The organism is Sphingomonas sp. PL-96, from assembly GCF_020707215.1.
Lineage (GTDB): Bacteria > Pseudomonadota > Alphaproteobacteria > Sphingomonadales > Sphingomonadaceae > Sphingomonas.
Genome location: NZ_JAJFET010000001.1, coordinates 733,676 through 757,167 on the forward strand (window position 1 = coordinate 733,676; position 23,492 = coordinate 757,167).

22 protein-coding genes are annotated in these 23,492 nt (G+C 68.4%); 13 read left to right on the forward strand and 9 right to left on the reverse strand.

Features of this window, described 5'->3' with window-relative positions; genetic code table 11:
• Positions 1–190: 190 nt before the first annotated feature.
• On the reverse strand, positions 191–1,864 hold the full coding sequence (locus LK533_RS03415) for an alkaline phosphatase family protein (RefSeq protein WP_229361356.1): 1,674 nt from the start codon (positions 1,862–1,864) through the stop codon (positions 191–193).
• Positions 1,865–1,948: 84 nt separating this feature from the next.
• Here LK533_RS03415 and LK533_RS03420 point away from each other — a divergent pair, with 84 nt between their 5' ends.
• The 5 genes from LK533_RS03420 to LK533_RS03440 all read left to right on the forward strand — a co-directional run bounded on the left by LK533_RS03420 (position 1,949) and on the right by LK533_RS03440 (position 7,770).
• Positions 1,949–3,967: a protein-disulfide reductase DsbD family protein gene (locus LK533_RS03420; RefSeq protein ID WP_229361357.1), complete on the forward strand. Its 2,019-nt coding sequence runs from the start codon at positions 1,949–1,951 to the stop codon at positions 3,965–3,967.
• Positions 3,968–4,107: 140 nt separating this feature from the next.
• Entirely contained in the window at positions 4,108–5,604 is a 1,497-nt protein-coding gene (locus LK533_RS03425) for a circularly permuted type 2 ATP-grasp protein (protein WP_229361358.1), read from the forward strand.
• A gap of 10 nt (positions 5,605–5,614) precedes the next feature.
• A complete protein-coding gene (locus tag LK533_RS03430; protein WP_229361741.1) occupies positions 5,615–6,550 on the forward strand; it encodes an alpha-E domain-containing protein in 936 nt (311 codons plus the stop codon).
• A complete protein-coding gene (locus LK533_RS03435; protein WP_229361359.1) occupies positions 6,550–7,365 on the forward strand; it encodes a transglutaminase family protein in 816 nt (271 codons plus the stop codon). Before LK533_RS03430 ends, LK533_RS03435 begins: the two co-directional genes overlap by 1 nt.
• 123 nt (positions 7,366–7,488) lie before the next feature.
• The gene (locus tag LK533_RS03440) at positions 7,489–7,770 is read left to right on the forward strand and encodes a TM2 domain-containing protein (protein WP_229361360.1); all 282 of its coding nucleotides are present in this window, start codon (positions 7,489–7,491) and stop codon (positions 7,768–7,770) included.
• Between the two features lie 85 nt (positions 7,771–7,855).
• Here the strand turns inward: LK533_RS03440 and LK533_RS03445 are convergent, their stop codons facing one another.
• Positions 7,856–8,635 (reverse strand): arginyltransferase, encoded by a 780-nt coding sequence (locus LK533_RS03445; protein ID WP_229361361.1) that lies wholly within the window; start codon positions 8,633–8,635, stop codon positions 7,856–7,858.
• Between the two features lie 144 nt (positions 8,636–8,779).
• Here LK533_RS03445 and LK533_RS03450 point away from each other — a divergent pair, with 144 nt between their 5' ends.
• The 3 genes from LK533_RS03450 (at position 8,780) to LK533_RS03460 (ending at position 12,193) form a co-directional block, all read left to right on the forward strand.
• Positions 8,780–9,679, forward strand: a complete 900-nt coding sequence (locus LK533_RS03450; protein WP_267495189.1) for an NAD(P)-dependent oxidoreductase — start codon at positions 8,780–8,782, stop codon at positions 9,677–9,679.
• The gene (locus LK533_RS03455; protein ID WP_229361363.1) at positions 9,676–11,337 is read left to right on the forward strand and encodes an amidohydrolase; all 1,662 of its coding nucleotides are present in this window, start codon (positions 9,676–9,678) and stop codon (positions 11,335–11,337) included. The genes LK533_RS03450 and LK533_RS03455 overlap by 4 nt, the downstream gene beginning before the upstream one ends.
• Positions 11,338–11,413: 76 nt before the next feature.
• Positions 11,414–12,193: a metallophosphoesterase family protein gene (locus LK533_RS03460; protein WP_229361364.1), complete on the forward strand. Its 780-nt coding sequence runs from the start codon at positions 11,414–11,416 to the stop codon at positions 12,191–12,193.
• A gap of 48 nt (positions 12,194–12,241) precedes the next feature.
• Here LK533_RS03460 and LK533_RS03465 read toward each other — a convergent pair whose 3' ends face one another.
• The 4 genes from LK533_RS03465 to LK533_RS03480 form a co-directional block, all read right to left on the reverse strand.
• A complete protein-coding gene (locus LK533_RS03465; protein WP_229361365.1) occupies positions 12,242–13,018 on the reverse strand; it encodes a class I SAM-dependent methyltransferase in 777 nt (258 codons plus the stop codon).
• A 144-nt stretch (positions 13,019–13,162) separates the two neighbouring features.
• Positions 13,163–13,726 (reverse strand): 30S ribosomal protein S9, encoded by a 564-nt coding sequence (gene rpsI, locus LK533_RS03470; RefSeq protein WP_229361366.1) that lies wholly within the window; start codon positions 13,724–13,726, stop codon positions 13,163–13,165.
• Positions 13,726–14,205: a 50S ribosomal protein L13 gene (gene rplM / locus LK533_RS03475; RefSeq protein WP_229361367.1), complete on the reverse strand. Its 480-nt coding sequence runs from the start codon at positions 14,203–14,205 to the stop codon at positions 13,726–13,728. Before rplM ends, rpsI begins: the two co-directional genes overlap by 1 nt.
• Before the next feature lie 160 nt (positions 14,206–14,365).
• On the reverse strand, positions 14,366–15,421 hold the full coding sequence (locus LK533_RS03480; protein ID WP_229361368.1) for a COX15/CtaA family protein: 1,056 nt from the start codon (positions 15,419–15,421) through the stop codon (positions 14,366–14,368).
• Positions 15,422–15,531: 110 nt separating this feature from the next.
• On the opposite strand from LK533_RS03480, the gene LK533_RS03485 reads away from it, so the two are divergent.
• The 3 genes from LK533_RS03485 to dxs all read left to right on the forward strand — a co-directional run bounded on the left by LK533_RS03485 (position 15,532) and on the right by dxs (position 18,403).
• A complete protein-coding gene (locus LK533_RS03485; RefSeq protein ID WP_229361369.1) occupies positions 15,532–15,906 on the forward strand; it encodes a MerC domain-containing protein in 375 nt (124 codons plus the stop codon).
• Positions 15,907–15,955: 49 nt separating this feature from the next.
• Entirely contained in the window at positions 15,956–16,414 is a 459-nt protein-coding gene (locus LK533_RS03490) for a Fur family transcriptional regulator (RefSeq protein ID WP_229361370.1), read from the forward strand.
• A gap of 63 nt (positions 16,415–16,477) precedes the next feature.
• Positions 16,478–18,403 (forward strand): 1-deoxy-D-xylulose-5-phosphate synthase, encoded by a 1,926-nt coding sequence (gene dxs, locus LK533_RS03495; RefSeq protein WP_229361371.1) that lies wholly within the window; start codon positions 16,478–16,480, stop codon positions 18,401–18,403.
• A 120-nt stretch (positions 18,404–18,523) separates the two neighbouring features.
• Here the strand turns inward: dxs and LK533_RS03500 are convergent, their stop codons facing one another.
• The 3 genes from LK533_RS03500 to ubiM all read right to left on the reverse strand — a co-directional run bounded on the left by LK533_RS03500 (position 18,524) and on the right by ubiM (position 21,749).
• On the reverse strand, positions 18,524–18,949 hold the full coding sequence (locus tag LK533_RS03500) for a group II truncated hemoglobin (RefSeq protein ID WP_229361372.1): 426 nt from the start codon (positions 18,947–18,949) through the stop codon (positions 18,524–18,526).
• Positions 18,950–19,043: 94 nt separating this feature from the next.
• A complete protein-coding gene (locus tag LK533_RS03505; protein ID WP_229361373.1) occupies positions 19,044–20,555 on the reverse strand; it encodes an acetyl-CoA hydrolase/transferase family protein in 1,512 nt (503 codons plus the stop codon).
• Between the two features lie 24 nt (positions 20,556–20,579).
• The gene (ubiM, locus tag LK533_RS03510; protein WP_229361374.1) at positions 20,580–21,749 is read right to left on the reverse strand and encodes a 5-demethoxyubiquinol-8 5-hydroxylase UbiM; all 1,170 of its coding nucleotides are present in this window, start codon (positions 21,747–21,749) and stop codon (positions 20,580–20,582) included.
• A 212-nt stretch (positions 21,750–21,961) separates the two neighbouring features.
• Between ubiM and LK533_RS03515 the strand changes: the two genes are divergently transcribed.
• Both LK533_RS03515 and LK533_RS03520 read left to right on the forward strand, forming a co-directional pair.
• A complete protein-coding gene (locus LK533_RS03515) occupies positions 21,962–22,840 on the forward strand; it encodes a 2-dehydro-3-deoxygalactonokinase (RefSeq protein WP_229361375.1) in 879 nt (292 codons plus the stop codon).
• A complete protein-coding gene (locus LK533_RS03520) occupies positions 22,837–23,463 on the forward strand; it encodes a 2-dehydro-3-deoxy-6-phosphogalactonate aldolase (RefSeq protein WP_229361376.1) in 627 nt (208 codons plus the stop codon). Before LK533_RS03515 ends, LK533_RS03520 begins: the two co-directional genes overlap by 4 nt.
• The last annotated feature ends 29 nt before the right edge of the window (positions 23,464–23,492 follow it).

A 23,492-nucleotide genomic window follows, 5' to 3' on the forward strand; every position in this document is an offset into this window, starting at 1 on the left:
GGCCATCCGCGGCAGCGGTCTTGGCCCTGTGCTCCTGCCTTCGCAGGAGCACTAGTTCCTTGGTGGTGGAGAGCGCGGCCTCCACAAACCCGTGCTCATGCGAAGGCAGGAGCCCAGGGCCGCAAGCGCCGCACCGGCGATGCGGGCGCTCCGACAAAGAAAGGGCGGCCTCTCGGGCCGCCCCCTCCCGTTACCGCCGGCAGCTGTCGCCCGGCCCGGCATCCAGATCCAGGCAGCGCCCGTCGATCTCGCCTGCCGGCACCGGCAGATGGATCAGTGCGGCCAGGGTCGGCAGGATGTCCACCGTCTCGACGCCCAGCGGCTGTTCGAACGGCGTCATGCCCTTGCGCCAGAACAGGATCGGCACGCGCCGGTCATAGTCCCAGAAGCTGCCGTGCGACGCGACGGTGGCACCCACCGGCAGCGGCACCGGGGTCACGCGCGGCTTGAGCGGCACCAGCAGGTCGCCCGAGCGCTGCGGGTCGAACGAGGCGCGCGCACGCTCCAGCAGCGACCAGGTCTGCGGCTCGCTGTGCCCCGGCATGGGCGTTGCCAGCACCTGCTTGCGGGTGAACACCGCCTCCACCTGCGGGTCGGCCGAGAAGCGGGCGATCGCCTCGCGCTCCACCGCCGCGCGCTGTGCGGCCGTGAGCTTGATGTCGTACCACACGTCGCCATTCACGCCGCCCAGCAGCACGGGACCAGCGATGCCGAGCTTCTGCCCGATCGCGGCGCCGATCGTCTTCACGTCCAGATTGGCGCTCTGCCGCTGCGCCTCGGGCATGCCGTGCTGGGCGTGGCGCTCGGCAATGTCCTGGCCGCCGTGGTCGGCGGTCAGCACCACCTCGTAATCGACTCCCGTCGCATCGAGCACCTGGAAGAAGTCGCCGAGCGAACGGTCGAGCGCCAGCATCTGCAGGCACATCTCGCTGCCCTCGGTGCCAAAGCCGTGGCCGATATAGTCGGTGGCCGACGCCCCGACCGAGATGATGTCGGTGGTAGCGCCCTGGCCCAGCTTCATGTCCTGGATCAACCCGGCCGCGAGCGCCAGCACGGCGCCGTCGAACTCGGGCGAGCGGCGAAAGGCGCCCGCATCGCCGGCTGTGCGCTCGAACCGCCCGGTGCCGACCGTGCGCGTGCCGACCTGCACGGGCAGGGCGCGCGCCTGGCACAGCGCCGGCAGGTCGAGCGCCGGTTGGGCCGTGGCGATCTGCCGCGTCACGGCGGCGTTGGCACGCTGGACCACCGCGGGCATGGTGCGCCCGGCATAGGAGACAAAGCCCTTGCCGCCCCACCACCAGAGCTCGTCGACCTTGTGGCCGCCCATCATCACGGCCGCCCGGTCCTTGCCGGCGACGGAGACCACGCGAGTCGCGGCGTTGGCGTTCTTCATCCGCTCGCCCAGGGTCGGCACCTTCAGGTGACGGTCGGAGACGGTATAGTCCTCGGAGGTGCTGCCGGGCACCGTCTCGTCCTCGGCGCAATAGACCTTCTTGTCGGCGCGGGCGGCCTTCTGGTCGATCCAGTCATTGGCCATGATGCCGGTGCGATAGGGGCGGGACCCGGTGAGGATCGTCGAGTGGCCGGGGCAGGTCTCCGTCGCGGCATGGCTCTGATAGCCCGAGGGGAACACCTGGCCGTCGAGCAGCCGCGCAAAGCCGCCGGTGAACCGGTTACGATACTCGGCGAACAGGTTGGCCGAGAACTGGTCCACCGAGATGGCGACGATCAGCTTGGGTGGAGTCGTCGGCGCCGCGGGTGCGGGCGCTGCGGGTGGAGCCTCCTGCGCACGCAAGGGAACCAAGGCCGTGCTGCTGAGCAGACAGGCCGCCGCCAGCGACGCGAGCGGGCGAACAAGACGCATGTAGGTAACTCCTGAGAATGGCAGGGTGCATCCGCAATAGGAGGCGGCTATCCCCCATCCCGGCGGGTGCGGCAAGGAAGGACAATGGTGCGCCTCTGTTTGATGCTTCTGGCGATGCTGGCGCTGCTGGGCACGGGCGAAGCGCGTGCACAGCTGGCGGGGCAGTCGCGCCACATCGCCATCCGGCTGGTAGCCGAAACCGACACGCCGGCGGCCGGGCAAGAGGTCACGCTCGCATTCGATTCGCGGCCCGAGCCGGGCTGGCACGGCTACTGGCAGAACCCCGGCGACGCGGGGGTGGAGACGCGGCTCGACTGGACGCTGCCGGCGGGCATCGCCGCGGGTCCCTTGCTCTATCCGGTGCCGCAGCGGCTGACGGTCGCCGGGCTGATGAACTATGTCTATGAGGGGCCCTTCGCACAGCTGGTACGGCTGAAGTTGCCGTCCGGAATGGCGCTGGGCACGCGCCTGCCGATCCGGGTGCGCAGCGACTATCTGGTCTGCACCGAACAGCTGTGCGTGCCCGAACACGCCGATCTTTCGGTCGATCTCACAATTGGCGATGGCCGGATCAGTCCGGAGCGGCGGGCGCTGTTCGATCGCTGGCGCGCGGCGCTGCCCCGGCCGCTCGGCTCGGCGGCGCGCTTTGCCGTGGTGCAGGACGAGGGCGCGGCCCGCCTGCGCATCGGCGTCCCGTTCCCCGCGACGGAGGCCGCGACCGACGCCTATTTCTATCCGCTGACCCCGGACGCGCTGTCCTACAGCGCACCCCAGCGAGTCGCGCGGGACGGTGACCTGCTGGTGATCGAGACCGATGCCGCCGAGGGCACGCTGCCGAAGCGGATCGAGGGCGTGCTTGCCACCGGCAGCGGGCAAGCCTTCACCGTGTCGGCGCAACCCGGTGCCGTGTCGGCACCGCAGGGGCAGGGGAGTATGATCCTGCTGGCGCTGCTCGGGGCGGTCGCGGGCGGGCTGATCCTCAACGTCATGCCCTGCGTCTTCCCGATCCTGAGCCTCAAGGCGCTGCACCTGGCGCGTGCGGGCGAGTCCGCGCGCGGCGCGCGGCAGGAGGCGCTTGCCTATACCGCCGGGGTGCTGCTGACCTGCCTCGCGCTGGGCGGTGCGATGCTCGCGCTGCGGGCCGCCGGGGTGGCGGCGGGCTGGGCGTTCCAGCTTCAGGACTCGCGAGTCATCCTGCTGCTGTTGCTGCTGGTAACGGGAGTCGCGCTCAACCTCGCCGGCCTGTTCACCCTGCCGACGCCACGCTTTGCGGGGGAGAGCGGGGCGGTCGGTGCGTTTGCGACCGGAGCGCTTGCCGCGTTCGTTGCCACCCCCTGCACCGGGCCGTTCCTGGGGGCAGCGATGGGAGCGGCGCTGGTACTGCCGACGCTTGCCGCGCTCGCGATCTTTGCGGGGCTTGGCCTGGGGTTGGCACTGCCCTTCCTGCTCCTGGGCTTCGTGCCCGCGCTGCGTCGCCGCTTGCCGCGTCCCGGCGCCTGGATGGCACGGCTGCAGCGCATCCTGTCGGTGCCGATGTTTGCGACGGCGCTTGCGCTCGCCTGGGTGCTGGGCGCGCAGGCGGGGGTGGACGGCATGACGCTGGGAATAGGGGCTGCGCTGCTGCTCGGCCTCGCGCTGTGGTGGACCGGTCTCCGCCAGGCGAGCGGCCGCACGCGCGCGGCCTGGCCGATGCTGCCGGCGCTGCTACTCGCGATCGGTGCGGTCGCCACCGTCCGGCATGTCCCTGCGCAAGCCGCAGCGCCCTCCGAGGGCACGGAACCGTTTACCGAAGCCCGACTTGCCGAGCTGCGCGCGTCCGGCAAACCCGTGTTCGCCTATTTCACCGCGGATTGGTGCGTCACCTGCAAGGTCAACGAGAAGACGGCGATCGAGACCGCCCGGGTGCGCGACGTCTTTGCGGCAAAGAAGGTGGCGGTGCTGGTCGGCGACTGGACCGACGGCGACCCTGCACTGGGCCGGTTCCTGGAGGCGAATGGCCGCGCCGGGGTGCCGCTGTACCTGTGGTACGCACCGGGTGCAGAGACGCCGCAGGTCCTGCCGCAACTGCTGACGTCGGACATGCTCGCCCGCCTGCCGGGCTGAGCCGATCTTCGCCGAACCGTGTCCGGAATTCACACAGGTTAGGTCGTTCTTTCGCCGTCGCTGCCTCTTTTCACCTTGTCGATGTCTCCACCCTGTCCCAGCATGGAACTCGGGTGCTTCTGGAGGCTTCAGCTTAGTTGATGAACAAGGCGGCATTTGACGAGATCTGGGGACATGGCGGGCCAGAGGCGGCACGCCCGGAGCTGAACGCGCTTGCGCGTTGGATGCGGGAGACGCCGGAGCGCGAGCTCGGCCGCAGGCTGCAGTCGGCAGAAGCGACATTTCGACAGCTCGGCATCACCTTCGCCGTCTATGGCGAGAGCGAGGCGGCGGAGCGGATCATCCCGTTCGATATCGTTCCGCGCGCGTTCCTTGCCGACGAATGGGAGCGACTGTCGCGCGGCCTGGTCCAGCGGGTCGAGGCGATCAACGCCTTCCTCAACGATATCTATGGCGAGCGGCGCATCCTGAAGGAGAACATCCTTCCGCCCGAGCTGATCTGGGGCAATCCGCAGTTCCGTTCCGAAGTGGTGGGTATCCGGCCGCCACACGACATCTCGGCGCATATCTGCGGCATCGACCTGGTCCGCACCGGCCCCGACGAGTTCTGGGTGCTGGAAGACAATGCCCGTACGCCCTCCGGCGTCTCCTACATGCTCGAAAATCGCGAGGCGATGATCCGGCTGTGCCCGGAGCTGTTCCGCCAGATGCGCATCGCGTCCGTCGACAGCTATCCCGACCTGCTGCTGCAGACGATGCGGTCGGTCAGTCCGCATGGTTGCGGACGCAATCCGGTGTGCGTCGTGCTCACGCCCGGCCACTTCAACTCAGCCTATTATGAACACAGCTTCCTGGCTGACTCGATGGGGATCGAGCTGGTCGAGCCCGCCGACCTGCTGGTCGACGACGACGTGGTCTATATGCAGACGATCGCCGGGCGGGTGAAGGTGGACGTGATCTACCGCCGCATCGACGACGACTTCCTGGACCCGCTGGTGTTCCGTCCCGATTCGATGCTGGGCGTGCCCGGCATCATGGCCGCCTATCGCGCGGGTAACGTCACCCTGATCAACGCGCCGGGCAACGGCATCGCCGACGACAAGGCGATCTACAGCTACATGCCGGAAATCGTCCGCTTCTATTCGGGCGGAGAACCGCTGCTGCCCAATGTCGAGACCTGGCGCTGCCGCGAGCCGCAGGCGCTGCGCTACGTGCTCGACAATCTCGAGCAGCTGGTCGTGAAGCTGGTCGACGGCTCCGGGGGCTACGGCATGCTGGTGGGCCCGACCGCCAGCCGTGCCGAGATCGAGGCGTTCCGCGCCGCGCTGATTGCGGAGCCGCACCGCTATATCGCCCAGCCGACGCTCGCCCTCTCGACGGTTCCGACCATGACCGACAAGGGCCTGAGCCCGCGCCACGTCGACTTCCGCCCCTTTGTTCTCACCGGCAGCGACGGGGTGAAGGTGGTGCCTGGCGGCCTCACTCGCGTGGCGCTCCGCGAGGGCTCGCTGGTGGTGAATTCCAGCCAGGGCGGCGGCACCAAGGATAGTTTCGTGCTGCTCGGCGATTCGCCTGCGCCGTCGACGATGCAGCAGCAAAGCCTGGGCGGCATGACCCAGATCCAGGGCGAGGGCTGACGCGATGGCGATGCTCTCCCGCACCGCGGCGTCGCTCTACTGGCTGGGCCGCTATGTCGAGCGTGCCGACTTTATCGCCCGGCTGGTGGAGGCGACCGTCCGCCTGGACGTGCTGTCCGCGCGTCCGGCCGGCGACGCCGCCTGGGCCAGCGCGCTCAGTGTCACCTATACGGAAGATGCCTTTGCGGCGACCGGCTTGCCGGTCAGGCAGGCGGATGTGGGTCGGTTCCTGACCTGTGACCGCAGCCACCCGGGCTCGATCCTCTGGTGTCTCGATGCCGCGCGCAACAATGCCAAGGCGGTCCGGACCGCGCTGACCCGCGACGCCTTCTCGGCGATCAATCGCGCCTGGCTCCAGTTCAACGGACCCACCAGCGGCGACGAGCCCGCCGAAGTGCTGAGCCTGGTGGAATCCACCAAGGCGGAGGCGCGCGGGTTCGAGGGTGCGGTCCAGCGCATGATGAAGAACGAGGCGACCTGGTTCATCCAGCTGGGCGCCGCGATCGAGCGGGCGGACAACACCGCACGCCTCATCGACGTCAAATATCATCTGCTGCTGCCCGAGGGCGAGAAGGTGGGCGGCGTGGTGGATCGCGACCAGTGGACCACGATCCTCCAGACCGTGTCCGCCGTAACCGCCTATCGCTGGCTGTACGATGAGGGGCTGCGGCCGAGCCTGGTGATCGAAATGCTGCTGTCGCGCGGTGAAGTTCCTCGCAGCCTCGCCGCCTGCGTCGCGGAGAGCGTGGAACTGCTCAACCTGCTCGGAAAGCGCGCAGGGCTGCAGGGGGAGGCGGATCGCATGGCCCGCACTCGGCTCGCGCGCATGCAGAAGACCCGCACGCACGAGGTCATCGTCAGCGGCCTGCACGAATATCTGAACGCCTTCATCCGGGAAAATGCGATGCTTGATGCCGCGATCGCCCGCCAGTTCCGGTTCATTTGATGCGCCTCCAGGTCGAACACCACAGCCGCTATCGCTTCACCGAGCCGCAGGCGCGGGTCGTCCAGCTGTTGCGGCTGTTTCCCGACGACAGCGCAAACCAGACGGTGGTTTCCTGGCGCATCGACGTGGATTGCGACGCCCGGCTGCGGGAGAGCCGCGATGGCTACGGCAATATCGTGCGCATGCTCTATGCCGAGGGGCCGCTGGAGACGATCGGCATCACGGTTTCGGGCGAAGTGCTGCTGAGCGACACGCCCCAGCCGCTTGGCAGTGACGGCGAGCCGCTGCCGCCAAGCTATTATCTGCGCACCACACCGCTTTCGGCCGCGGACGCGGGGATGACCACCTTTGCCGAGCAGGCGGCGGGCGACGGGGACGATACCGTCCGGGCGGAACGAGTCGCAGCCGCGCTCCGTGCCCGCTTCGCGATCGAACGTCGGCGCGGAGATGGTGTGCTTTCGGCAACGAACGCCTTTGCAGGCGAGCGCGCGAGCCCGCGCGACCTCGCGCAGATGCTGGTCGCCTGCCTTCGCGCCATCGGGCTGCCCGCGCGCTATGTCTCCGGCTATAGTCTTGGCGGGTGCGAGCGGCGTGAGCGCCCGGCGCCGCATGGCTGGGCGGAGGTGTTCGTCCACGATCGGGGATGGGTGACGCTGGATCCGACGATCGGCGGTCCTGCCGGCCCGGACTATGTCCGCGTCGCCGCCGCGCTCGACAGCGCCGGCGCCGCTCCGATCTCCGGCACGCGCATCGGCCACGGCGACGAGGAACTCGATGTCGGTGTGGCGATCGGCCTGCTCGGCAGCGAGGGCTAAGCCGGCCCGCTCGCCGGTTTCCCAAACAGGCTTTTCCACTGTCCTCGACCTGCGCTAGCAAGTCTGCATCGTAGTGACGGGGGGACTATGTCGGACGTTCGTACGCACAGCCGCGACGCGGCCATGGCGCAGATGCTCTACAGTGCCAACAGCAAGTCAGTGGGGGTTGCCTATCTTCTCTGGCTTTTCCTGGGTGGTTTTGGTGGTCACCGATTCTATTCGGGAAAGACCGGCACTGCGATTGCGCAGCTGGCCCTGACCTTGCTCGGGCTCATCACCGCCATCATCGGTGTAGGGGTGGTGCTGATGTTCTTCGTCGCCCTGTGGGCATTGATCGACGCCTTCCTGATCCCCGGGTGGATCCGCAACCACAACATGTTGCTGGCGCATCAGATGGCGCGGTGATCCGATGCGGCCGGAGACGTCGGTGCGAAAGCCTCGACGGTTCCGGCCAACCTGGAAACCACGCCAGCTTGATTGGAAGCCGGCCCTAGGCGGGCACCGACGCCTTTGCCTGCGGGACCAGCGCGGTGTCCTGCTCCTCAAGGCGGGTCCAGCCGGCAGGCCCAAGCGCCTCGATCGGGCGATAGCGGGTCTTGTACGCCATGCGTGCCGACCCCTTCACCCAATAGCCGAGATAGACATAGGGCAGCGCAGTGGCGCGGGCGCGCAGCAGATGGTCGAGGATGATGTAGGTGCCCAGTCCGGGCCGGGTCGGATCGTCCGTCAGGAAGAAGCTGTAGATCATCGACAGGCCATCGGCATGCTGGTCGGTGATGCACGCACCCACCAGGCGGCCGGGGCGATCGTCGACGCCGGGCTCGCGATATTCGATGATGTGCGAGTTGACCGGCGTCTGCTCGACCATGTCGGCATAGTCGCTCTCGTCCATCATCGTCATGCCGCCGCCCGGATGGCGGGCCGACAGATAGCGACGCAGCAGCTGGAACTGCTCGTCCGTCGCCCACGAGCGGCAGGCGGTCACGACCAGGTCGCTGTGGCGCCGGCGCAGCTTGCGCTGGGTGGCGTTCAGCTCGAACTCGCCCGCGACCACGCGCACCGAGACGCAGGCGGTGCAGCTGCCGCAGCTGGGACGATAGGCGACCGACTGGCTGCGGCGGAAGCCGATGCGGCCAAGCGCGTCGTTCAGCTCACCAGCATGGACGCCGGTCAACTCGGTGAAGACTTTGCGCTCCTGCCGACCGGGGAGATACGGGCACGGCGAGGGGCTGGTGACAAAGAAGCGCGGAAACCGAAACGGAGCTGTCACCTTGCGACCCTTCCACCGCCGTTCCGCGGACTTGTCCTGAAGCGGGATTATGGAACGGACAGATGAAAATGGAAAGTGATTTGCCGTTGGTGCTCGACCCAAACAGGAACACTCGGCCGCCTGTGTGGAAAGCGCGTGCGGACGCTGGCGCAGGACCGCGCAACTTCGTATGCGGCGGCCATGAAGATCGCATTCATCGGCATGGGCGTGATGGGCGCCCCGATGGCGGGGCATCTGGTGTCCGCCGGACACGAGGTCACCGTCTATAACCGCACTCGCGCCAAGGCGGACGCCTGGGCCGAACGCCACGGCGGCCGCGTCGCGCCCTCGCCTGCCGAAGCGGCCGAGGGCGCCGATGCGGTGCTCGCCTGTGTCGGCAATGATGCGGACCTGGAGCAGGTGACGCTGGGCGACGTTGGCGCTTTTGCCGCCATGCGGCCGGGCGCGCTGTTTGCCGATCACACCACTGTTTCCGCAGCCATCGCGCGGCGGCTCGCAGAGGAGGGCGCCAGGCGCGACCTGCTGGTGCTCGACGCCCCGGTTTCGGGCGGCCAGGCAGGCGCCGAAAAGGGCGCGCTCTCGATCATGTGCGGTGGTTCCGCCGAAGCGATGGCGGCGGCTGAGCCGATTTTCCAGAGCTATGCCGCGCGCATCGTCCACGTCGGCGCGGCGGGTGCCGGCCAGACTACCAAGATGGTCAACCAGATCTGCATTGCGGGCGTGCTGGGTGGCCTGAGCGAGGCGCTGCGCTTCGCCCAGGCATCCGATCTCGATCTCGCCAAGGTGTTCGACGCGATTTCCGGGGGCGCGGCGCAGAGCTGGCAGATGGTCAACCGCTGGGGGACGATGGCGGAGGACCAGTTCGACTTCGGCTTCGCGATCGACTGGATGCGCAAGGACCTGGGCCTCGCGCTCGACGAGGCGCGCAGCAACGGCGCCAGCCTGCCGGTCGCAGCCCTGGTCGACCAGGCATATGCCGAGGTGCAGAAGATGGGCGGCGGACGCCAGGACACGAGCGCGCTCGTCCGGAGGCTCGCCAAGTGAGGCGCTGGACCGCGGCGCTGGTCGCCTCACTGCTCGCTGCCGCGCCTGCCCATGCCGACGCGCTGATCGACAATGTCGACGGTGTTGCGCTGGACGCACAAGGCAATGTCATCCGCTTTGCCGGCGTGCTGATCGACAAGGACGGCAAGGTCGCCAAGTTGCTCAAGAAGGGCGACAAGCGCCCGGACAAGCTCGACTGGCGTTCCGACATGAAGGGCCGGGTGCTGATCCCGGGCATGATCGACGCGCACGGTCACTTTATGGAGCTTGGCTTCCGCGCGCTCCAGCTCGACCTGTCGAAAACCCGCTCGCTCGCGGAGGCGCAAGCCGCCATCGCCCATTATGCGCAGGCCAACGCCAACCGTCCGTGGATCGTCGGCGGCGGCTGGAACCAGGAAGTCTGGGGCCAGGGCTTCCCGACCGCCGCGGACCTTGACGTTGCTACTCGCGACAGGCCAGTCATGCTGGCGCGGGCGGACGGCCATGCCGTTTGGGTGAACTCGGCTGCGCTCAAGGCCGCCGGCATCACCGCCAAGACGCCGGCACCGGCGGGTGGCCGCATCGAGAAGCTGCCGAACGGCCAGCCGAGCGGTGTGCTGGTCGACGCCGCCGTGGCACTGGTCGAGCGGCACGTGCCCAAGCCGTCGCCGCGCGAGCGCAACGCCGCCTTCCTGAAGGCGCAGGAAACGCTGCTCGCCAATGGCATTACCGCCACCGCCGACATGGGAACCACGCTTGACGACTGGCTGACCTTTCGCCGGATGGGCGACATCGGCCAGCTACGTCTGCGCATCATGAGCTATTCGGCAGGCGTCGACGTGGCGCTTCAGGTCGGCGGCAACGGCCCCACGCCCTGGCTCTATGCGGACAAGCTGCGCATGGGCGGGGTCAAGCTTTACGCCGACGGCGCGCTCGGATCGCGCGGCGCCTGGCTCAAGCGGCCCTATGCCGATGCGCCCAAGGAGAGCGGCCTCGGCTTCCTTGCCGATGACCAGCTGCTCAACCTGATGAGCCGCAGCGCGATGGACGGCTTCCAGATCGCCATCCACGCGATCGGCGACCGCGCCAACGCGCAGGCGCTCGACGCGATCGCGGAGATCGCCTCCACCTACAAGGACGATCGCCGCTGGCGGATCGAGCATGCGCAGATCGTCGATCCGGTCGATCTGCCGCGGTTTGGCCAATATGGTATCATCCCTTCGATGCAGCCGGTGCACCAGACCTCCGACCGCCTGATGGTGGAGGCGCGGCTGGGACTGGACCGGCTGGCGGGCGCCTATGCCTGGGCGAGCCTGCTCAAGCAGAGCGGCCACCTGGCGTTCGGCTCCGACTATCCGGTGGAAAGCCCCAATCCGTTCGTCGGCTGGGCAGCCGCCTTCACGCGCCAGGATCCGCAGGGCCAGCCCGCCGGCGGCTGGCAGCCTCAGGAGGCGGTCACCAAGCTCCAAGCGTGGCGCGCCTTCACCACCGATGCGGCCTATGCGGGCTTTGCCGACAAGCGCTTCGGTACGCTGGCGCCGGGCATGCGTGCCGACTTCCTGATCGTCGACCGCGACCCGAGCGAAGCGACGCCCGAGGCATTGCGCGACACGCGCGTGCTGGAGACCTGGGTGGGGGGCGAAAAGATGTGGAGCGGCTCGGGCGGCGTTTCGCGCTGACCCATCCGCCTTCTCGTGCGTTCGGATGGGGCAGGGGCGGCAACGCCCTGCCCCAGCGGCCAGCAGAGGAGAAGGCATGATCCGGCTGTTTCACGTCAGCGACGTCCATTTCGGCGCGGAGGACGCGGCGGCAGTCGCCTGGTTCGACCGCGCGGTGAAGGCCGAGAAGCCCGACGCGATCATCATGACCGGCGACCTGACGATGCGCGCGCGCAGCCGCGAGTTCGAACAGGCGTCGGCGTGGCTGGAAGGGTTGCAGCGGCCGACGACGGTGGAGGTGGGCAACCACGACCTGCCGTATTTCAACCCGTTCGCGCGCTTCCTGATGCCCTACCACCGCTACAAGCAGCTCGAGCGCGTGATCGAGAAACCGCTCGATATCCGTGGGATCACGGTCGTGCCGCTCAAGACCACCGCCCGGTTCCAGCTGCGGTGGAACTGGTCCAAGGGGTTCGTCGGCAAGCGCGCGCTTCAGAGGTCGCTGAGCCTGCTCGACGCCGCGCCCAAGGGCGATCTCGTGTTCGTCGCGGCGCACCATCCGCTGATCGAGGCTGGGACGCGCTCGACGGCGGAAACCCGTCACGGTCGGGAAGCGCTGGAGGCGCTGGCCGCGGCAGGCGTCGATGCCGTGCTCTCGGGCCATGTCCATGACCCCTTCGATGTGGAGGAGGTCGTCAACGGCCGCTCGATCCGGCTGGTCGGCGCCGGCACCCTGTCGGTGCGCACCCGCGACAATCCGCCTTCGTTCAACGAGATCCGCATCGCGGACGGCAAGTTCGAGACCATCGCCCGCCGCATGGGGGAGGCGGACTATACGGTCACCGAGCCGCAGGTGGCTGCGGAGCCGGTTGGGTAGCGAACGTCCACAAAGGCGTGCCGCGCGGTGCGGGCATGCGCTGCCTACCTACCGAACCCGCGTCCCGATCAGGGTGCCCTTGGTCCCGCGATTCACGAGCTCGAAGCGGAAGTTCGGCCAGCGCTTGCGCCACCGTGCCGCAATCACCCGCTCGCCCGGACGCGCCGCATCGTCGAGCATCACCGTACCGCCGACAGGCAGGCGGTCGAACAGCGTTTCCGCAGCCCCCCGCACGAACGGGTGGATACTCCACGGCGGGCCGTCGATCAGCAGCAGGTCGATGCTGTCGGGCACGGGGCTCGTGTCGTACCAGGCGCCGTGCCAGTCGTTCGGTGCCGGGCGCAGCGGCACCGCATGCAGCGCGGCCTCGACGCCGTGGTCGTGCAGCCAGTCCCGTGTCGCGCGCACGAAACCCGAATGCTGGTCCAGGCTGGTGAGCCGACCGCCGCCATGTCGCTGCAGTGCCTTGGCCGTGACCAGGCTCGATGCTCCCGCGCCAAGCTCCACGACGCTGCGCGGGTGGGTCGCCTTGATATGATCGACGATCAGCGAGAGGTAGCCCGTATCCGCCTTCCAGCTGCCGAGGTTCGGCAGCGCGTCGGGGGCAAGGCCCAGGTCCTCGATCAGCGCGGCCTTGGCCGAAGCGGATCCGCCCGACAGGCTGCGCAGCAGCCACGGCCACTGGATCAGCGCAAAGCCGAGCGTCATCAGAGTCTCGACAATGGTGCGGTTCAGCTCGTCCTGCCAGCCATCGGCATGGGCCAGCGGCAGGAACGACGTCGTCTCGCGCGACGTCACGCCGCGATGCTCCGCACGGGGAAGCACCAGGGCGCGGCACAGGTCGTCGGGATCACCACGAGGGTCCTTTTACGCGAGGTCCGGCGCGCTGCTAACACCCAGGGGAGCCGGGGCAAACAAAAAGGGCGGCCCCTTGCGGGAGCCGCCCTTCGAAATGCGATGAGCTGTCGCTTAGCGCTTCGAGAACTGGAAGCTACGACGGGCCTTCGCCTTGCCGTACTTCTTACGCTCGACGGCGCGGCTGTCGCGGGTCAGGAACCCGGCGGCCTTGATCGGCGCGCGCAGCACCGGCTCATAGCGGGTGATCGCCTGGCTGATGCCGTGCTTCACCGCACCGGCCTGGCCGGACAGACCGCCGCCCTTGACGGTGCAGATCACGTCATACTGCCCCTCACGCTCGGCGATGCCGAACGGCTGGTTAATGACGAGGCGCAGCGTCGGACGCGCGAAATAGACTTCCTGGTCACGACCGTTGATCGTGATCTTGCCCGAACCCGGCTTCAGCCAGACGCGAGCAACCGCGTCCTTGCGGCGGCCGGTCGCATAGGCGCGACCGTACTGGTCGATTTCCTGCGGGCGCAGCGGCGTGGCCGGACGCGCCGGCACTTCGGGAGCCGCAGCGTCGGGAGCCGGAGCCGCGTCGGTCGAGGTCGTCGCAGGCGCTGCCTGCGGAGCGACCGCTGCCTGCTGGGTCAGGTTGCCCAGGTCGGACAGGGACTGGCGATTGTCGGACATCAGGCGCCCACCTTGTTCTTGCGGTTCATGCCCGCGATATCGAGGACTTCGGGGTTCTGGGCCTCGTGCGGGTGCTCGGTGCCCTTGAAGATGCGCAGGTTGCGCATCTGCTGACGGCCAAGCGGGCCGCGCGGGATCATGCGCTCAACCGCCTTCTCCAGGATGCGCTCCGGGAAACGACCCTCGAGGATCTTGTCCGCGCGCACTTCCTTGAGACCACCAGCATAGCCGGTGTGCTTGTAGTAGAGCTTCTGCGTCAGCTTCTTGCCGGTGAACCGCACCTTGTCCGCGTTGATGACGACGACGTTGTCGCCGCAATCGACGTGCGGGGTAAAGCTCGTCTTGTGCTTGCCGCGCAGGACGTTGGCGATGATCGTCGCTGCGCGACCGACCACCAGGCCTTCGGCATCAACGATATGCCACTTCTTCTCCACCTCGTGCGGCTTGGCCGACTTGGTGGTCTTCATCAGCGCCTTCATGGGCTTGAGACCTCTTTGCTGGGTCGTTGCTAGGTGCAACACGCTTGTCCCCGAACGCGGGGGCAGCGAACAACGGCCGAATGCGCGAGAGCGGCTGCAAAGTCAAGCAAACCGGGGCTTTGCTGACGGGTATCTAAATACCACAGGGCGAAAGCGGGAGTTACGTACGCCGTCGTCCGACCGCGTGCGCGCCCCAGGCGACGCTTGCCACCAGCAGCGCGCCGACCAGCTGGTGCGATGCCGCCAGGACGATGTTGACGCCCGTCATCACGGTCGCGATGCCAAGCAGGATCTGGATGCCGAACGCGCTGTGGATGGCGATCGACGCCCGCCGATCGCCTCCGCGCTTGGCAAGCCGTGCCAGCACCACCAGCGCCGCCACGGTCACCCACGCCCACCAGCGATGGACGAAGTGGATCAGGAAGGGGTCGTTGAAGAGCGCGCTCACCAGGCTGCGGTGCTGCAGAACGCCCTCCGGAAAGAAGCGTCCGTTCATCAGCGGCCACTCGTTCGTCACAAGCCCCGCGTTCAGCCCGGCGGTGAAGGCGCCGAACAGCAGCTGGATCAGCAACACCAGCCCCACGGCAAGACCGGCGCCGGTCAGCCGTGCCGGCCGGCTTGCCGGATCGCGCGCCAGGTCGCGCAGGTCCAGCGCCGTCCACACCAGCCCCGCCAGGATGAACAGCGCGGTGAGCAGGTGAGTCGCAAGCCGGAAGTGGCTGACGTCAGTCCGCTCGACCAGCCCGGACGCGACCATCCACCAGCCGATCGCGCCCTGCAGCCCGCCCAGCGTCAGCAATGCTACCAGCCGCCAGCCATAGCCGCGCGGGATCGCACGCTTCCACGCGAACCACAGCAGCGGGAGGGCAAAGGCGACGCCGATCAGCCGGCCGAGCAGCCGGTGAAGATATTCCCAGAAGAAGATCGCCTGGAACCCGGCCAGGGTCATGCCCTGGTTGAGCTGCTGATATTCTGGGATGCGCTTGTAGTTGTCGAACTCCGCCTGCCATTGCTCGGCATTGAGCGGCGGGATCACGCCCGTCAGCGGCTTCCACTCGGTGATCGACAGCCCCGACTCGGTCAGCCGGGTGATGCCGCCCACGACCACCATCAGCACGATCAGGCATGCGACGGCGAGGAGCCATGTGGCGATTGCTGCGGGACGGGGGCGGGGGGCCGGCACTGCGGCGGCCGGTGCAATGGAGGGGCGGGCCATGCCCCCCGCTCTACGCGGTGCCGCCACCCGCGTCGATGCCAACACGCCCGGCTGCTCCGATCAAAATGTGATGTTGTAACGTGTGTCGCCCGGGGCTATGTCGATGAACAATGTCCACCAGCATCTCCTTGCAGCGTGACGCCCTGCTCGATCGATTCGCGATCGGGATCTCGGGCCTGTGCGTCGTGCACTGCGTGGCGAGCGTGCTGTTCCTGGGGCTGTTCGCCTCGGCCGCCGGCGCGCTGATGAACCCCCTGTTCCACGAAGTCGGGCTGGCGCTGGCGATCGGCTTCGGTGCGCTGGCGCTCGGGCGCGGCATGATGACGCATGGCTATATGATGCCGGCTGCGATCGGCGGGCTGGGGCTCGGCGTCATGATGGGCGCGCTGCACCTGCCGCATGGCGGGGGCGAGACGCTGTGGACGATCATCGGCGTGGCGCTGCTGGCGCTGGGCCACGACCTCAACCGGCGCGCCCTGGCCTGACATCCCGCCGCGGCTTGCCGCAGAACCGGCGGAGGCTTATCTCACCGCCATGCACGCACACGACCATCACGAACATTCGGGCGAAGCGCTGTCGCGCGTCGCGGAAGCGACTCTGGTCCGTTCGGGCGAGCAGTGGACGGCGATGCGCGCGCGGATTTTTTCCGTGCTGGCCGGCTTCGAGAAGCCGGCGTCGGCCTATGACATCGCCGACGCGGTGTCGCAGGCAGAGGGGCGTCGGGTGGCACCCAACAGCGTCTACCGCATCCTCGATCTGTTCGTGAACGCGAACCTGGCACGGCGGGTCGAAAGCGCCAACGCCTATGTCGCCAACGCGCACCCGGATTGCCTGCACGACTGCATCTTCCTGGTGTGCGACAGCTGCGGGCAAACGACTCACATCGACGACGACAGCATCACCGGCACCGTCCGTTCGGCAGCAGCCAGCGCGGGCTTTGCGGCCGTTCGCCCGGTGATCGAGGTCCGAGGAAAGTGCGCCGCCTGCCGATAAGCCAGCTCTTTGCGATGGTTGCAGGCAATCGACACTGCGCGCCGCCCGCGCTAAGCCTGGTTGATGGTAGACGTTCCTAACACGCCGCTGCTCGACACGGTCGTGACGCCCGCGGATCTGCGGTCGCTCAAACCCACGCAGCTGCGCCAGCTTGCCGACGAGCTGCGGCTGGAAACCATCTCGGCGGTCGGCAGCACCGGCGGTCACCTGGGATCCGGCCTGGGCGTGGTCGAGCTGACGACGGCGATCCATTATGTGTTCAACACGCCCGACGACCGGCTGATCTGGGACGTCGGCCATCAATGCTATCCGCACAAGATCTTGACGGGCCGTCGCGAGCGCATCCGCACGATCCGCCAGGGCGGCGGGCTGTCCGGCTTCACCAAGCGCAGCGAAAGCGAATACGACCCGTTCGGCGCGGCGCACAGCTCGACCTCGATCTCGGCCGCGATCGGCTTTGCCATCGCCAACAAGCTCGCGGATCGTCCGGGCAAGGCGATCGCCGTCATCGGCGACGGCTCGATGTCGGCCGGCATGGCCTATGAGGCGATGAACAATGCCGAACAGGCGGGCAACCGCCTGGTCGTGATCCTCAACGACAACGACATGTCGATCGCACCGCCGGTCGGCGGGCTGTCAGCCTATCTGTCGCGCATCGTGTCCAGCCGCGGATTCCTGGGGCTGCGCGAGACGCTGAAGAAGGTCGCGCGTCGCCTGCCGCGCCCGCTGCATTCGGCCGCACGCAAGACCGACGAGTTCGCCCGCGGCATGACCATGGGCGGGACGCTGTTCGAGGAACTCGGCTTCTATTACGTGGGGCCGGTCGACGGCCACAACCTCGACCACCTGATCCCGGTGCTGGAGAATATCCGCGATGCGGAGGAAGGCCCGATCCTGCTCCACGTCGTGACGCAAAAGGGCAAGGGCTATGCCCCGGCCGAGGCGTCGGCCGACAAGTACCATGGCGTCCAGAAGTTCGACGTCATCACCGGCACCCAGGCCAAGGCGCCGCCGGGACCGCCGAGCTATACCAACGTCTTTGCCCAGGCGCTGCTGGCAGAGGGCGAGCGCGATCCGACGATCTGCGCGATCACCGCGGCAATGCCGTCGGGCACCGGCCTGGACAAGTTCCAGGCGCGCTTCCCCACCCGCACCTTCGACGTCGGCATCGCCGAGCAGCATGCCGTCACCTTCGCCGCCGGCCTCGCCGCGCAGGGGATGCGGCCGTTCTGCGCCATCTATTCGACGTTCCTGCAGCGCGCCTATGACCAGGTGGTCCACGACGTCGCGATCCAGAACCTGCCGGTCCGCTTCGCGATCGACCGCGCCGGGCTGGTCGGCGCTGACGGCGCGACTCACGCCGGCAGCTTCGACGTCACCTACCTGGCGACGCTCCCCAACATGGTCGTGATGGCCGCTGCCGACGAGGCGGAGCTGGTCCATATGACTCACACGGCCGCGCTCTATGACGCAGGTCCAATCGCGCTGCGCTATCCGCGCGGCAACGGCGTCGGCGTGCCGCTGCCGACCACGCCCGAGCGGCTGGAGATCGGCAAGGGCCGCCTCGTGCGCGAGGGCAAGAAGGTCGCGATCCTCTCGCTCGGTACCCGCCTGGAAGAGGCGCTCAAGGCCGCCGACCAGCTGGAGGCCAAGGGGCTGTCGACCACGGTCGCCGACCTGCGCTTCGCCAAGCCGCTCGACGAGGCGCTGATCCGCCGCCTGCTCACCACCCATGAGGTCGCGGTGACGCTGGAGGAGGGCGCGATCGGGGGCCTGGGCGCCCACGTCCTCACCTATGCCAGCGACGAGGGGCTGATCGACGCGGGTCTGAAGCTGCGCACCATGCGCCTGCCCGACGTGTTCCAGGACCAGGACAAGCCCGAAAAACAGTATGACGAGGCCGGCCTCAACGCGCCGCAAATCATCGACACGGTGCTGAAGGCGCTCCGCTGGAACGAAAGCGGTATCGAGGCGCGCAAGCCGGCGTAACCCGGAGCGTTCACCGCAACGAACTGTGCTCCTGCGGAGGCAGGAGCACAGGGTTGCACACGCCGCAAGCCATTGTTCTGCCTGGCTCTAGGCTCCTGCCTGCGCAGGAGCACGGTGCGCTCAAACCTCCGCTGCTCCCGCCCGCAGCAGCATCGCATGTGCCATGCGCAGGAACGACTGCTGCATCTGCGCGCCCAGCGTTCGTTCAACGCGAGTCTCGGCCAGGGCGCGGCTCATCGCGTGCACCCATTGCCGGGCAGTCTCGCGCGTGATCGGCATCGCCCCGTGCGCCGACATGATGCAGGCGCCCGGCCGCGCCACGAACCAGTCCCTGGGGCCGCCTAGCCAGGCGCTGAGGAACTGCGTGAGCGACACCCGCACCGGCAGCAGGTCCGCGTCGTGCATCGCGCGCAGCTCTGCGTATTCCGGCTCATGCTCCATCAGGTCGTAGAAGCGATCCACGACCAGCCGCACGCCGTCCGCTCCGCCGATCCGGTCGTACAGGCTTGGCGGTGCGGCCGTCGCGGGGGCAGGGGCAGCAGTCATCGAGGAACTCCGGGCGAAGCAGGGCAGGGTAGCTCCTGCACGACGCGGCGCACAGCGGCCTTGATCTCGCGCAACGCCTGTCTCGGCCGCGCCCTCAATTCCGCATCGAGCCCGTGTCGAGGAAGCGCTGGTGCCACGACAGCGCCTCGTTCAGCAGCGAGGGCGCGTGGCGGCCATAGCTGCCCTGTTGCGCCCGCGCGAAATAGTCCGCCAGCATCGGGCGGTACTCGGGGTGCGCACAATTCTCGATGGTCAGCTTCGCGCGCTGCTTGGGGCTGAGGCCGCGCAAGTCGGCGAGGCCCTGTTCGGTCACGATTACCTGAACGTCCTGGTTGATGTGATCGACATGCGCCACCTGCGGCACGATCGCGGAGATGGCGCCGCCCTTGGCGGTCGAGGGCGTCATGAAGATCGAGAGATAGGCGTTGCGCGCGAAGTCGCCCGACCCGCCGATCCCGTTCTGGATGCGCGATCCCATGATGTGCGTGGAGTTGACGTTGCCATAGATGTCGGCCTCAATCAGGCCGTTCATTGCGAGGCAGCCGAGGCGACGGACCAGCTCGGGATGGTTGCTCATTTCCTGCGGGCGCAGGATCATCTTGTCGCGATAGCGGGCCATGTCCGCGTTCAGCCGCTCGGCCGCGCTCGGGCTCAGCGAAAAGGCGGTGGCCGAGGCCATGCGCAACGTGCCGCTGTCGAGCAGGTCGAGCATGCCGTCCTGGATCACTTCGGTAAACGCGGTCATATCGTGGAACGGGCTCTCGACCAGTCCGGTCAGCACCGCGTTGGCGATATTGCCGACGCCCGACTGGATCGGCAGCAGCGACTCCGGCAGGCGGCCGCGCTGCACCTCATGCGCGAAGAACTCCAGCAGGTGTCCGGCGATCGCGTGGGCGGCGGCGTCGGGGGGTGCGAAGGGCAGGTTGCGGTCGGGCGAGTCCGTCTCCACGATCGCGACGATCTTGTCCGGATCGCAGCGGAAGTACGGCTCGCCGATGCGGTCGTCCGGCCGCACCAGCGGGATGGGCACGCGCGCTGGCGGCAGCGCGGTGCCGTAGTAGATGTCGTGCATCCCCTCCAGGGCGGCATTCTGCCACCGGTTGACCTCCAGGATCACCTTGGACGCGCGGTCCAGCCAGGTCTTGTTGTTGCCGACCGAGGAGGAGGGGATCAGCGCCCCGTCCGGACGAATGCCGGATACCTCGATCACCGCGGTGTCGAGCGGTCCCAGGAACCCCTCCCACGCCATCGGCGCCACCTGGCTCAGGTGCATGTCGAAATATTCCATCTCGCCCGCGTTGATCTTCGCGCGCGCGGTGGGATCGGAGTTGTAGGGCAGGCGGAACTCGATGCCGTCCGCCTTTGCCAGCGCACCGTCGAGCTCCGGGCCGGTCGAGGCCCCGGTCCAGATGCGCACCTGGAACGGCCGCCCGGCGGCATGTTCCGCCTCGATCCGCTCGGCCAGTGCGGTCGGGACTGCCTTGGGATAGCCGGACCCGGTGAATCCGCTCATGCCGACCGTGGTGCCGGAGGTAATATGGGCGGCTGCCTCCGCAGCGGTGCAGATCTTGGAACGAAGCGCCTGGCACGCGATACGATCAGCCATGAGGGTGTCGGTCTCCTGTGGGGGTCAGCGTTGCATCAGCATGGCGGTGATGGCGCGGCGCGCGAGCGGGAAACGGCTGCCCGCCCGAAGCGTCGCGTGCCGGGCCAGCCGGGCGCCGGGGCGCTCGTCGGTATAGAGCCGCACCAGGAAATTGGTGGCGGCATAGAGCGGCCGGCTGGCGAGCCGGTGCGTCATCTCAAAGCGGCGCAGCAGCGATGGCGCGGCGATGTCTCGCCCGCGGCTCGCCGCCTCGATCACGAGCCGCGCGAGCGTCGCCTGGCTCTGCAGCCCCAGGTTGAAGCCATGGGCGGTGACCGGATGCATGCCGACCGCCGCGTCGCCGATCAGCGCGGCGCGGGTGGCAGCGAAGTGGCGCGCATAGGTGGTGGCGAGCGGATAGACTTTGGGGGGCGCGTCCACGGTCATCCGCCCGAGCCTGCCCTCGTAGCGGCGGGTGAGCTCTGCGCCCAGGGCGGTGTCGTCCAGGGCGGTGATTGCCTCCATCCCGTCGGCAGGGAGCGTCAGGACGAACGAGGAGCGGCGCCCGTTCAGCGGCAGCATCGCCACCGTCTGATGGTTGTCGAACCACTCGGTCGCGATGCCGCGATGGTCGCCCTCATGCGCGACCCGGCACACCATCATCGAGCGACCGAGCCGGTTGATCTCCGCCGCGATGCCCAGCTGCTCGCGCACGTGCGAGAAGCGCGAGTCCGCCGCCACCAGCAGCTTGGCGGTGATCGTACGGCCGTCGTCCAGCGTCACCTCTGCCGCGCGGGCATCCGTCCGCAGCGCGGCGACGCCGGTGCCGGCCAGCAGCGTCAGGTTCGGCTGGTCCTGCACCGTGCGGTACAGCGCTTCGCGGATGCGGTGGTTCGGCACCATCAGGCTGAGCGGCCCGCCACCGTGGTTGGAGGCCTCGAACGACAGCGCAAATGGGGATGCGCCGTTCAGCACCTGCGCCTCGTTGAGCGGCGAGATTTCGTCGGCAGGCAGGTACTGCCAGGCGCCCAGTGCCTTCAGCGTGTCGACCGAGCGATGGGTCAGCGCAATCTCGCGCCCGTCATAGGCGGGCGTGGCGATCGCCTCCAGCGGCTGGCGTTCGATGACCGTCACCTGCAGCGGCGCGTCGGCGAGCGCACGCGCCAGGCTCAGCCCGGCGGGGCCGCCGCCTACGATCACCACATCCGTCTTCATCGCCGAACCTCCCGCCTGCGGGCGCTATGCGGTGGCGTCCTGCCGCCGTCCTTGCGCCCGATCAACCAGCCTGTCCCTCTTCAACGCCTCGCACACGCAGCGGTGCCCCGCGCCGGGCTCGACATTTGCCCGCCGGAGGGCCACTTCTCGTCCATGAACCACAACGCCCTTGCGCCCGAGCGGCGCCTTTCGCTGCCTGCAGGCGCCTCGGCATGACGCTGGTCGGGGTCGACTGGGGATCGAGCAACCTGCGCGCCTATCGTTTCGGCGCGGATGGCACCGTGCTCGAGCGGCGCGAGTCCGCGCGTGGTGCCGCCCGGCTGCAGCGTAGCGAATTCGCAGGCGTGCTCGGCGAGACGCTGGAAGGCTGGCTGGAGGCGGACACGCTGGTGGTGCTTGCCGGCATGGTCGGTGCGCGCGCCGGCTGGCATGAAGCGCCCTATCTTGCCTGCCCGGCCGATCCGGACAACCTTGCCGCTGCCGCGCTCCTCGTCGAGGATGCACCAGCGCGTTGCTTCATCGTTCCGGGCCTGTCGGCAATCGGGGCAAGCGGCGTTGCCAACGTCATGCGAGGCGAGGAGACGCAGATCCTCGGCAGCGGGCGCGAGGACGGCACCATCGTCCTGCCCGGCACGCACAGCAAATGGGCGCGCGTAGAGGGTGGCCGCATCACCGGCTTCTCGACGCTGATGACCGGGGAGATGTACGCCCTGCTGCGCAACAACTCGCTGCTCGGGCAGCTGGCCGAGGGGGATGCGGCGGACGAGGACGCCTTCGCGCTCGGCGCCCGGCGCGCGCTCGACAATCCGGCGGGAGTGCTGCCGCTGCTGTTCTCGGCACGCGCCGACGTGCTGCTCGGCAGCCTCTCGCCCCAAGCGGTGGCGAGCTATCTTTCCGGCCTGCTGATCGGCGGCGAAGTGGCGGCGATGCGCGAGGCGGCGCAGGATGGCCTGGTGCTGATCTGCAACCAGATGCTGGCCGCACGCTACCGCGTGGCGCTGGCGATGGCCGGTACGACGGATGTGACCGTGATCGACGGCGCCGACGCAGTGGCGCGAGGATTGTGGCGAATTGGAGGATTGCTGAAGTGACCCTGGAAACCCTGCTGGGCGGGCTGCCGCTCGTTGCCATCCTCCGCGGCCTTACGCCCGACGAAGCGCCGGCCATCGCCGACGCGTTGTTCGACGTCGGGTTCCGCTGCCTGGAAGTGCCGCTCAACTCGCCCGAGCCGTTCGAGAGCATCCGCCGCATCGTCGACCGGATGGGCGACCGGGCGCTGATTGGCGCGGGTACCGTGCTGACGGTGGAGAACGTTCGCCGGATGGCGGATGTCGGGGGGAAGATCGTGATCTCCCCCAACGCCGACGTCGACGTGATCGCCGCGACCAAGGACGCGGGGCTCCAGTCGCTGCCGGCCTTCTTCACGCCGACCGAGGCGTTCCGCGCCATCGCGGCGGGCGCCGATGCCCTGAAACTTTTCCCGGCCGAACTCGCCGGACCCCAGGGGCTAAAGGCAATGCGCGCGGTGCTGCCGAAGACGACCCCCGTCTTCCCGGTCGGTGGCATCGATCCCGACACGATGGGTCCGTACCTGAAGGCCGGCGCTGCCGGCTTCGGCATCGGCTCGTCGCTCTACGCACCAGGCCGCAGCGTCGAGGACGTCCGCGCCCGCGGCGAGGCGCTGGTGGCGGGGTTCAAGGCTGCCCGCGCGTAACTCGGACACCGCTGGCAGAGCTCCGGTAC

What these genes read in the sequence shown, in the direction of transcription:
- LK533_RS03415 (WP_229361356.1), bottom strand. Translation starts at nt 1,864, where the DNA reads ATGCGTCTTGTTCGCCCGCTCGCGTCGCTGGCGGCGGCCTGTCTGCTC.
- LK533_RS03420 (WP_229361357.1), top strand. Translation starts at nt 1,949, where the DNA reads ATGGTGCGCCTCTGTTTGATGCTTCTGGCGATGCTGGCGCTGCTGGGC.
- LK533_RS03425 (WP_229361358.1), top strand. Translation starts at nt 4,108, where the DNA reads ATGAACAAGGCGGCATTTGACGAGATCTGGGGACATGGCGGGCCAGAG.
- LK533_RS03430 (WP_229361741.1), top strand. Translation starts at nt 5,615, where the DNA reads ATGCTCTCCCGCACCGCGGCGTCGCTCTACTGGCTGGGCCGCTATGTC.
- LK533_RS03435 (WP_229361359.1), top strand. Translation starts at nt 6,550, where the DNA reads ATGCGCCTCCAGGTCGAACACCACAGCCGCTATCGCTTCACCGAGCCG.
- LK533_RS03440 (WP_229361360.1), top strand. Translation starts at nt 7,489, where the DNA reads ATGGCGCAGATGCTCTACAGTGCCAACAGCAAGTCAGTGGGGGTTGCC.
- LK533_RS03460 (WP_229361364.1), top strand. Translation starts at nt 11,414, where the DNA reads ATGATCCGGCTGTTTCACGTCAGCGACGTCCATTTCGGCGCGGAGGAC.
- rpsI (WP_229361366.1), bottom strand. Translation starts at nt 13,726, where the DNA reads ATGTCCGACAATCGCCAGTCCCTGTCCGACCTGGGCAACCTGACCCAG.
- rplM (WP_229361367.1), bottom strand. Translation starts at nt 14,205, where the DNA reads ATGAAGGCGCTGATGAAGACCACCAAGTCGGCCAAGCCGCACGAGGTG.
- LK533_RS03480 (WP_229361368.1), bottom strand. Translation starts at nt 15,421, where the DNA reads ATGGCCCGCCCCTCCATTGCACCGGCCGCCGCAGTGCCGGCCCCCCGC.
- LK533_RS03485 (WP_229361369.1), top strand. Translation starts at nt 15,532, where the DNA reads ATGTCCACCAGCATCTCCTTGCAGCGTGACGCCCTGCTCGATCGATTC.
- LK533_RS03490 (WP_229361370.1), top strand. Translation starts at nt 15,956, where the DNA reads ATGCACGCACACGACCATCACGAACATTCGGGCGAAGCGCTGTCGCGC.
- dxs (WP_229361371.1), top strand. Translation starts at nt 16,478, where the DNA reads ATGGTAGACGTTCCTAACACGCCGCTGCTCGACACGGTCGTGACGCCC.
- LK533_RS03500 (WP_229361372.1), bottom strand. Translation starts at nt 18,949, where the DNA reads ATGACTGCTGCCCCTGCCCCCGCGACGGCCGCACCGCCAAGCCTGTAC.
- LK533_RS03505 (WP_229361373.1), bottom strand. Translation starts at nt 20,555, where the DNA reads ATGGCTGATCGTATCGCGTGCCAGGCGCTTCGTTCCAAGATCTGCACC.
- ubiM (WP_229361374.1), bottom strand. Translation starts at nt 21,749, where the DNA reads ATGAAGACGGATGTGGTGATCGTAGGCGGCGGCCCCGCCGGGCTGAGC.
- LK533_RS03515 (WP_229361375.1), top strand. Translation starts at nt 21,962, where the DNA reads ATGACGCTGGTCGGGGTCGACTGGGGATCGAGCAACCTGCGCGCCTAT.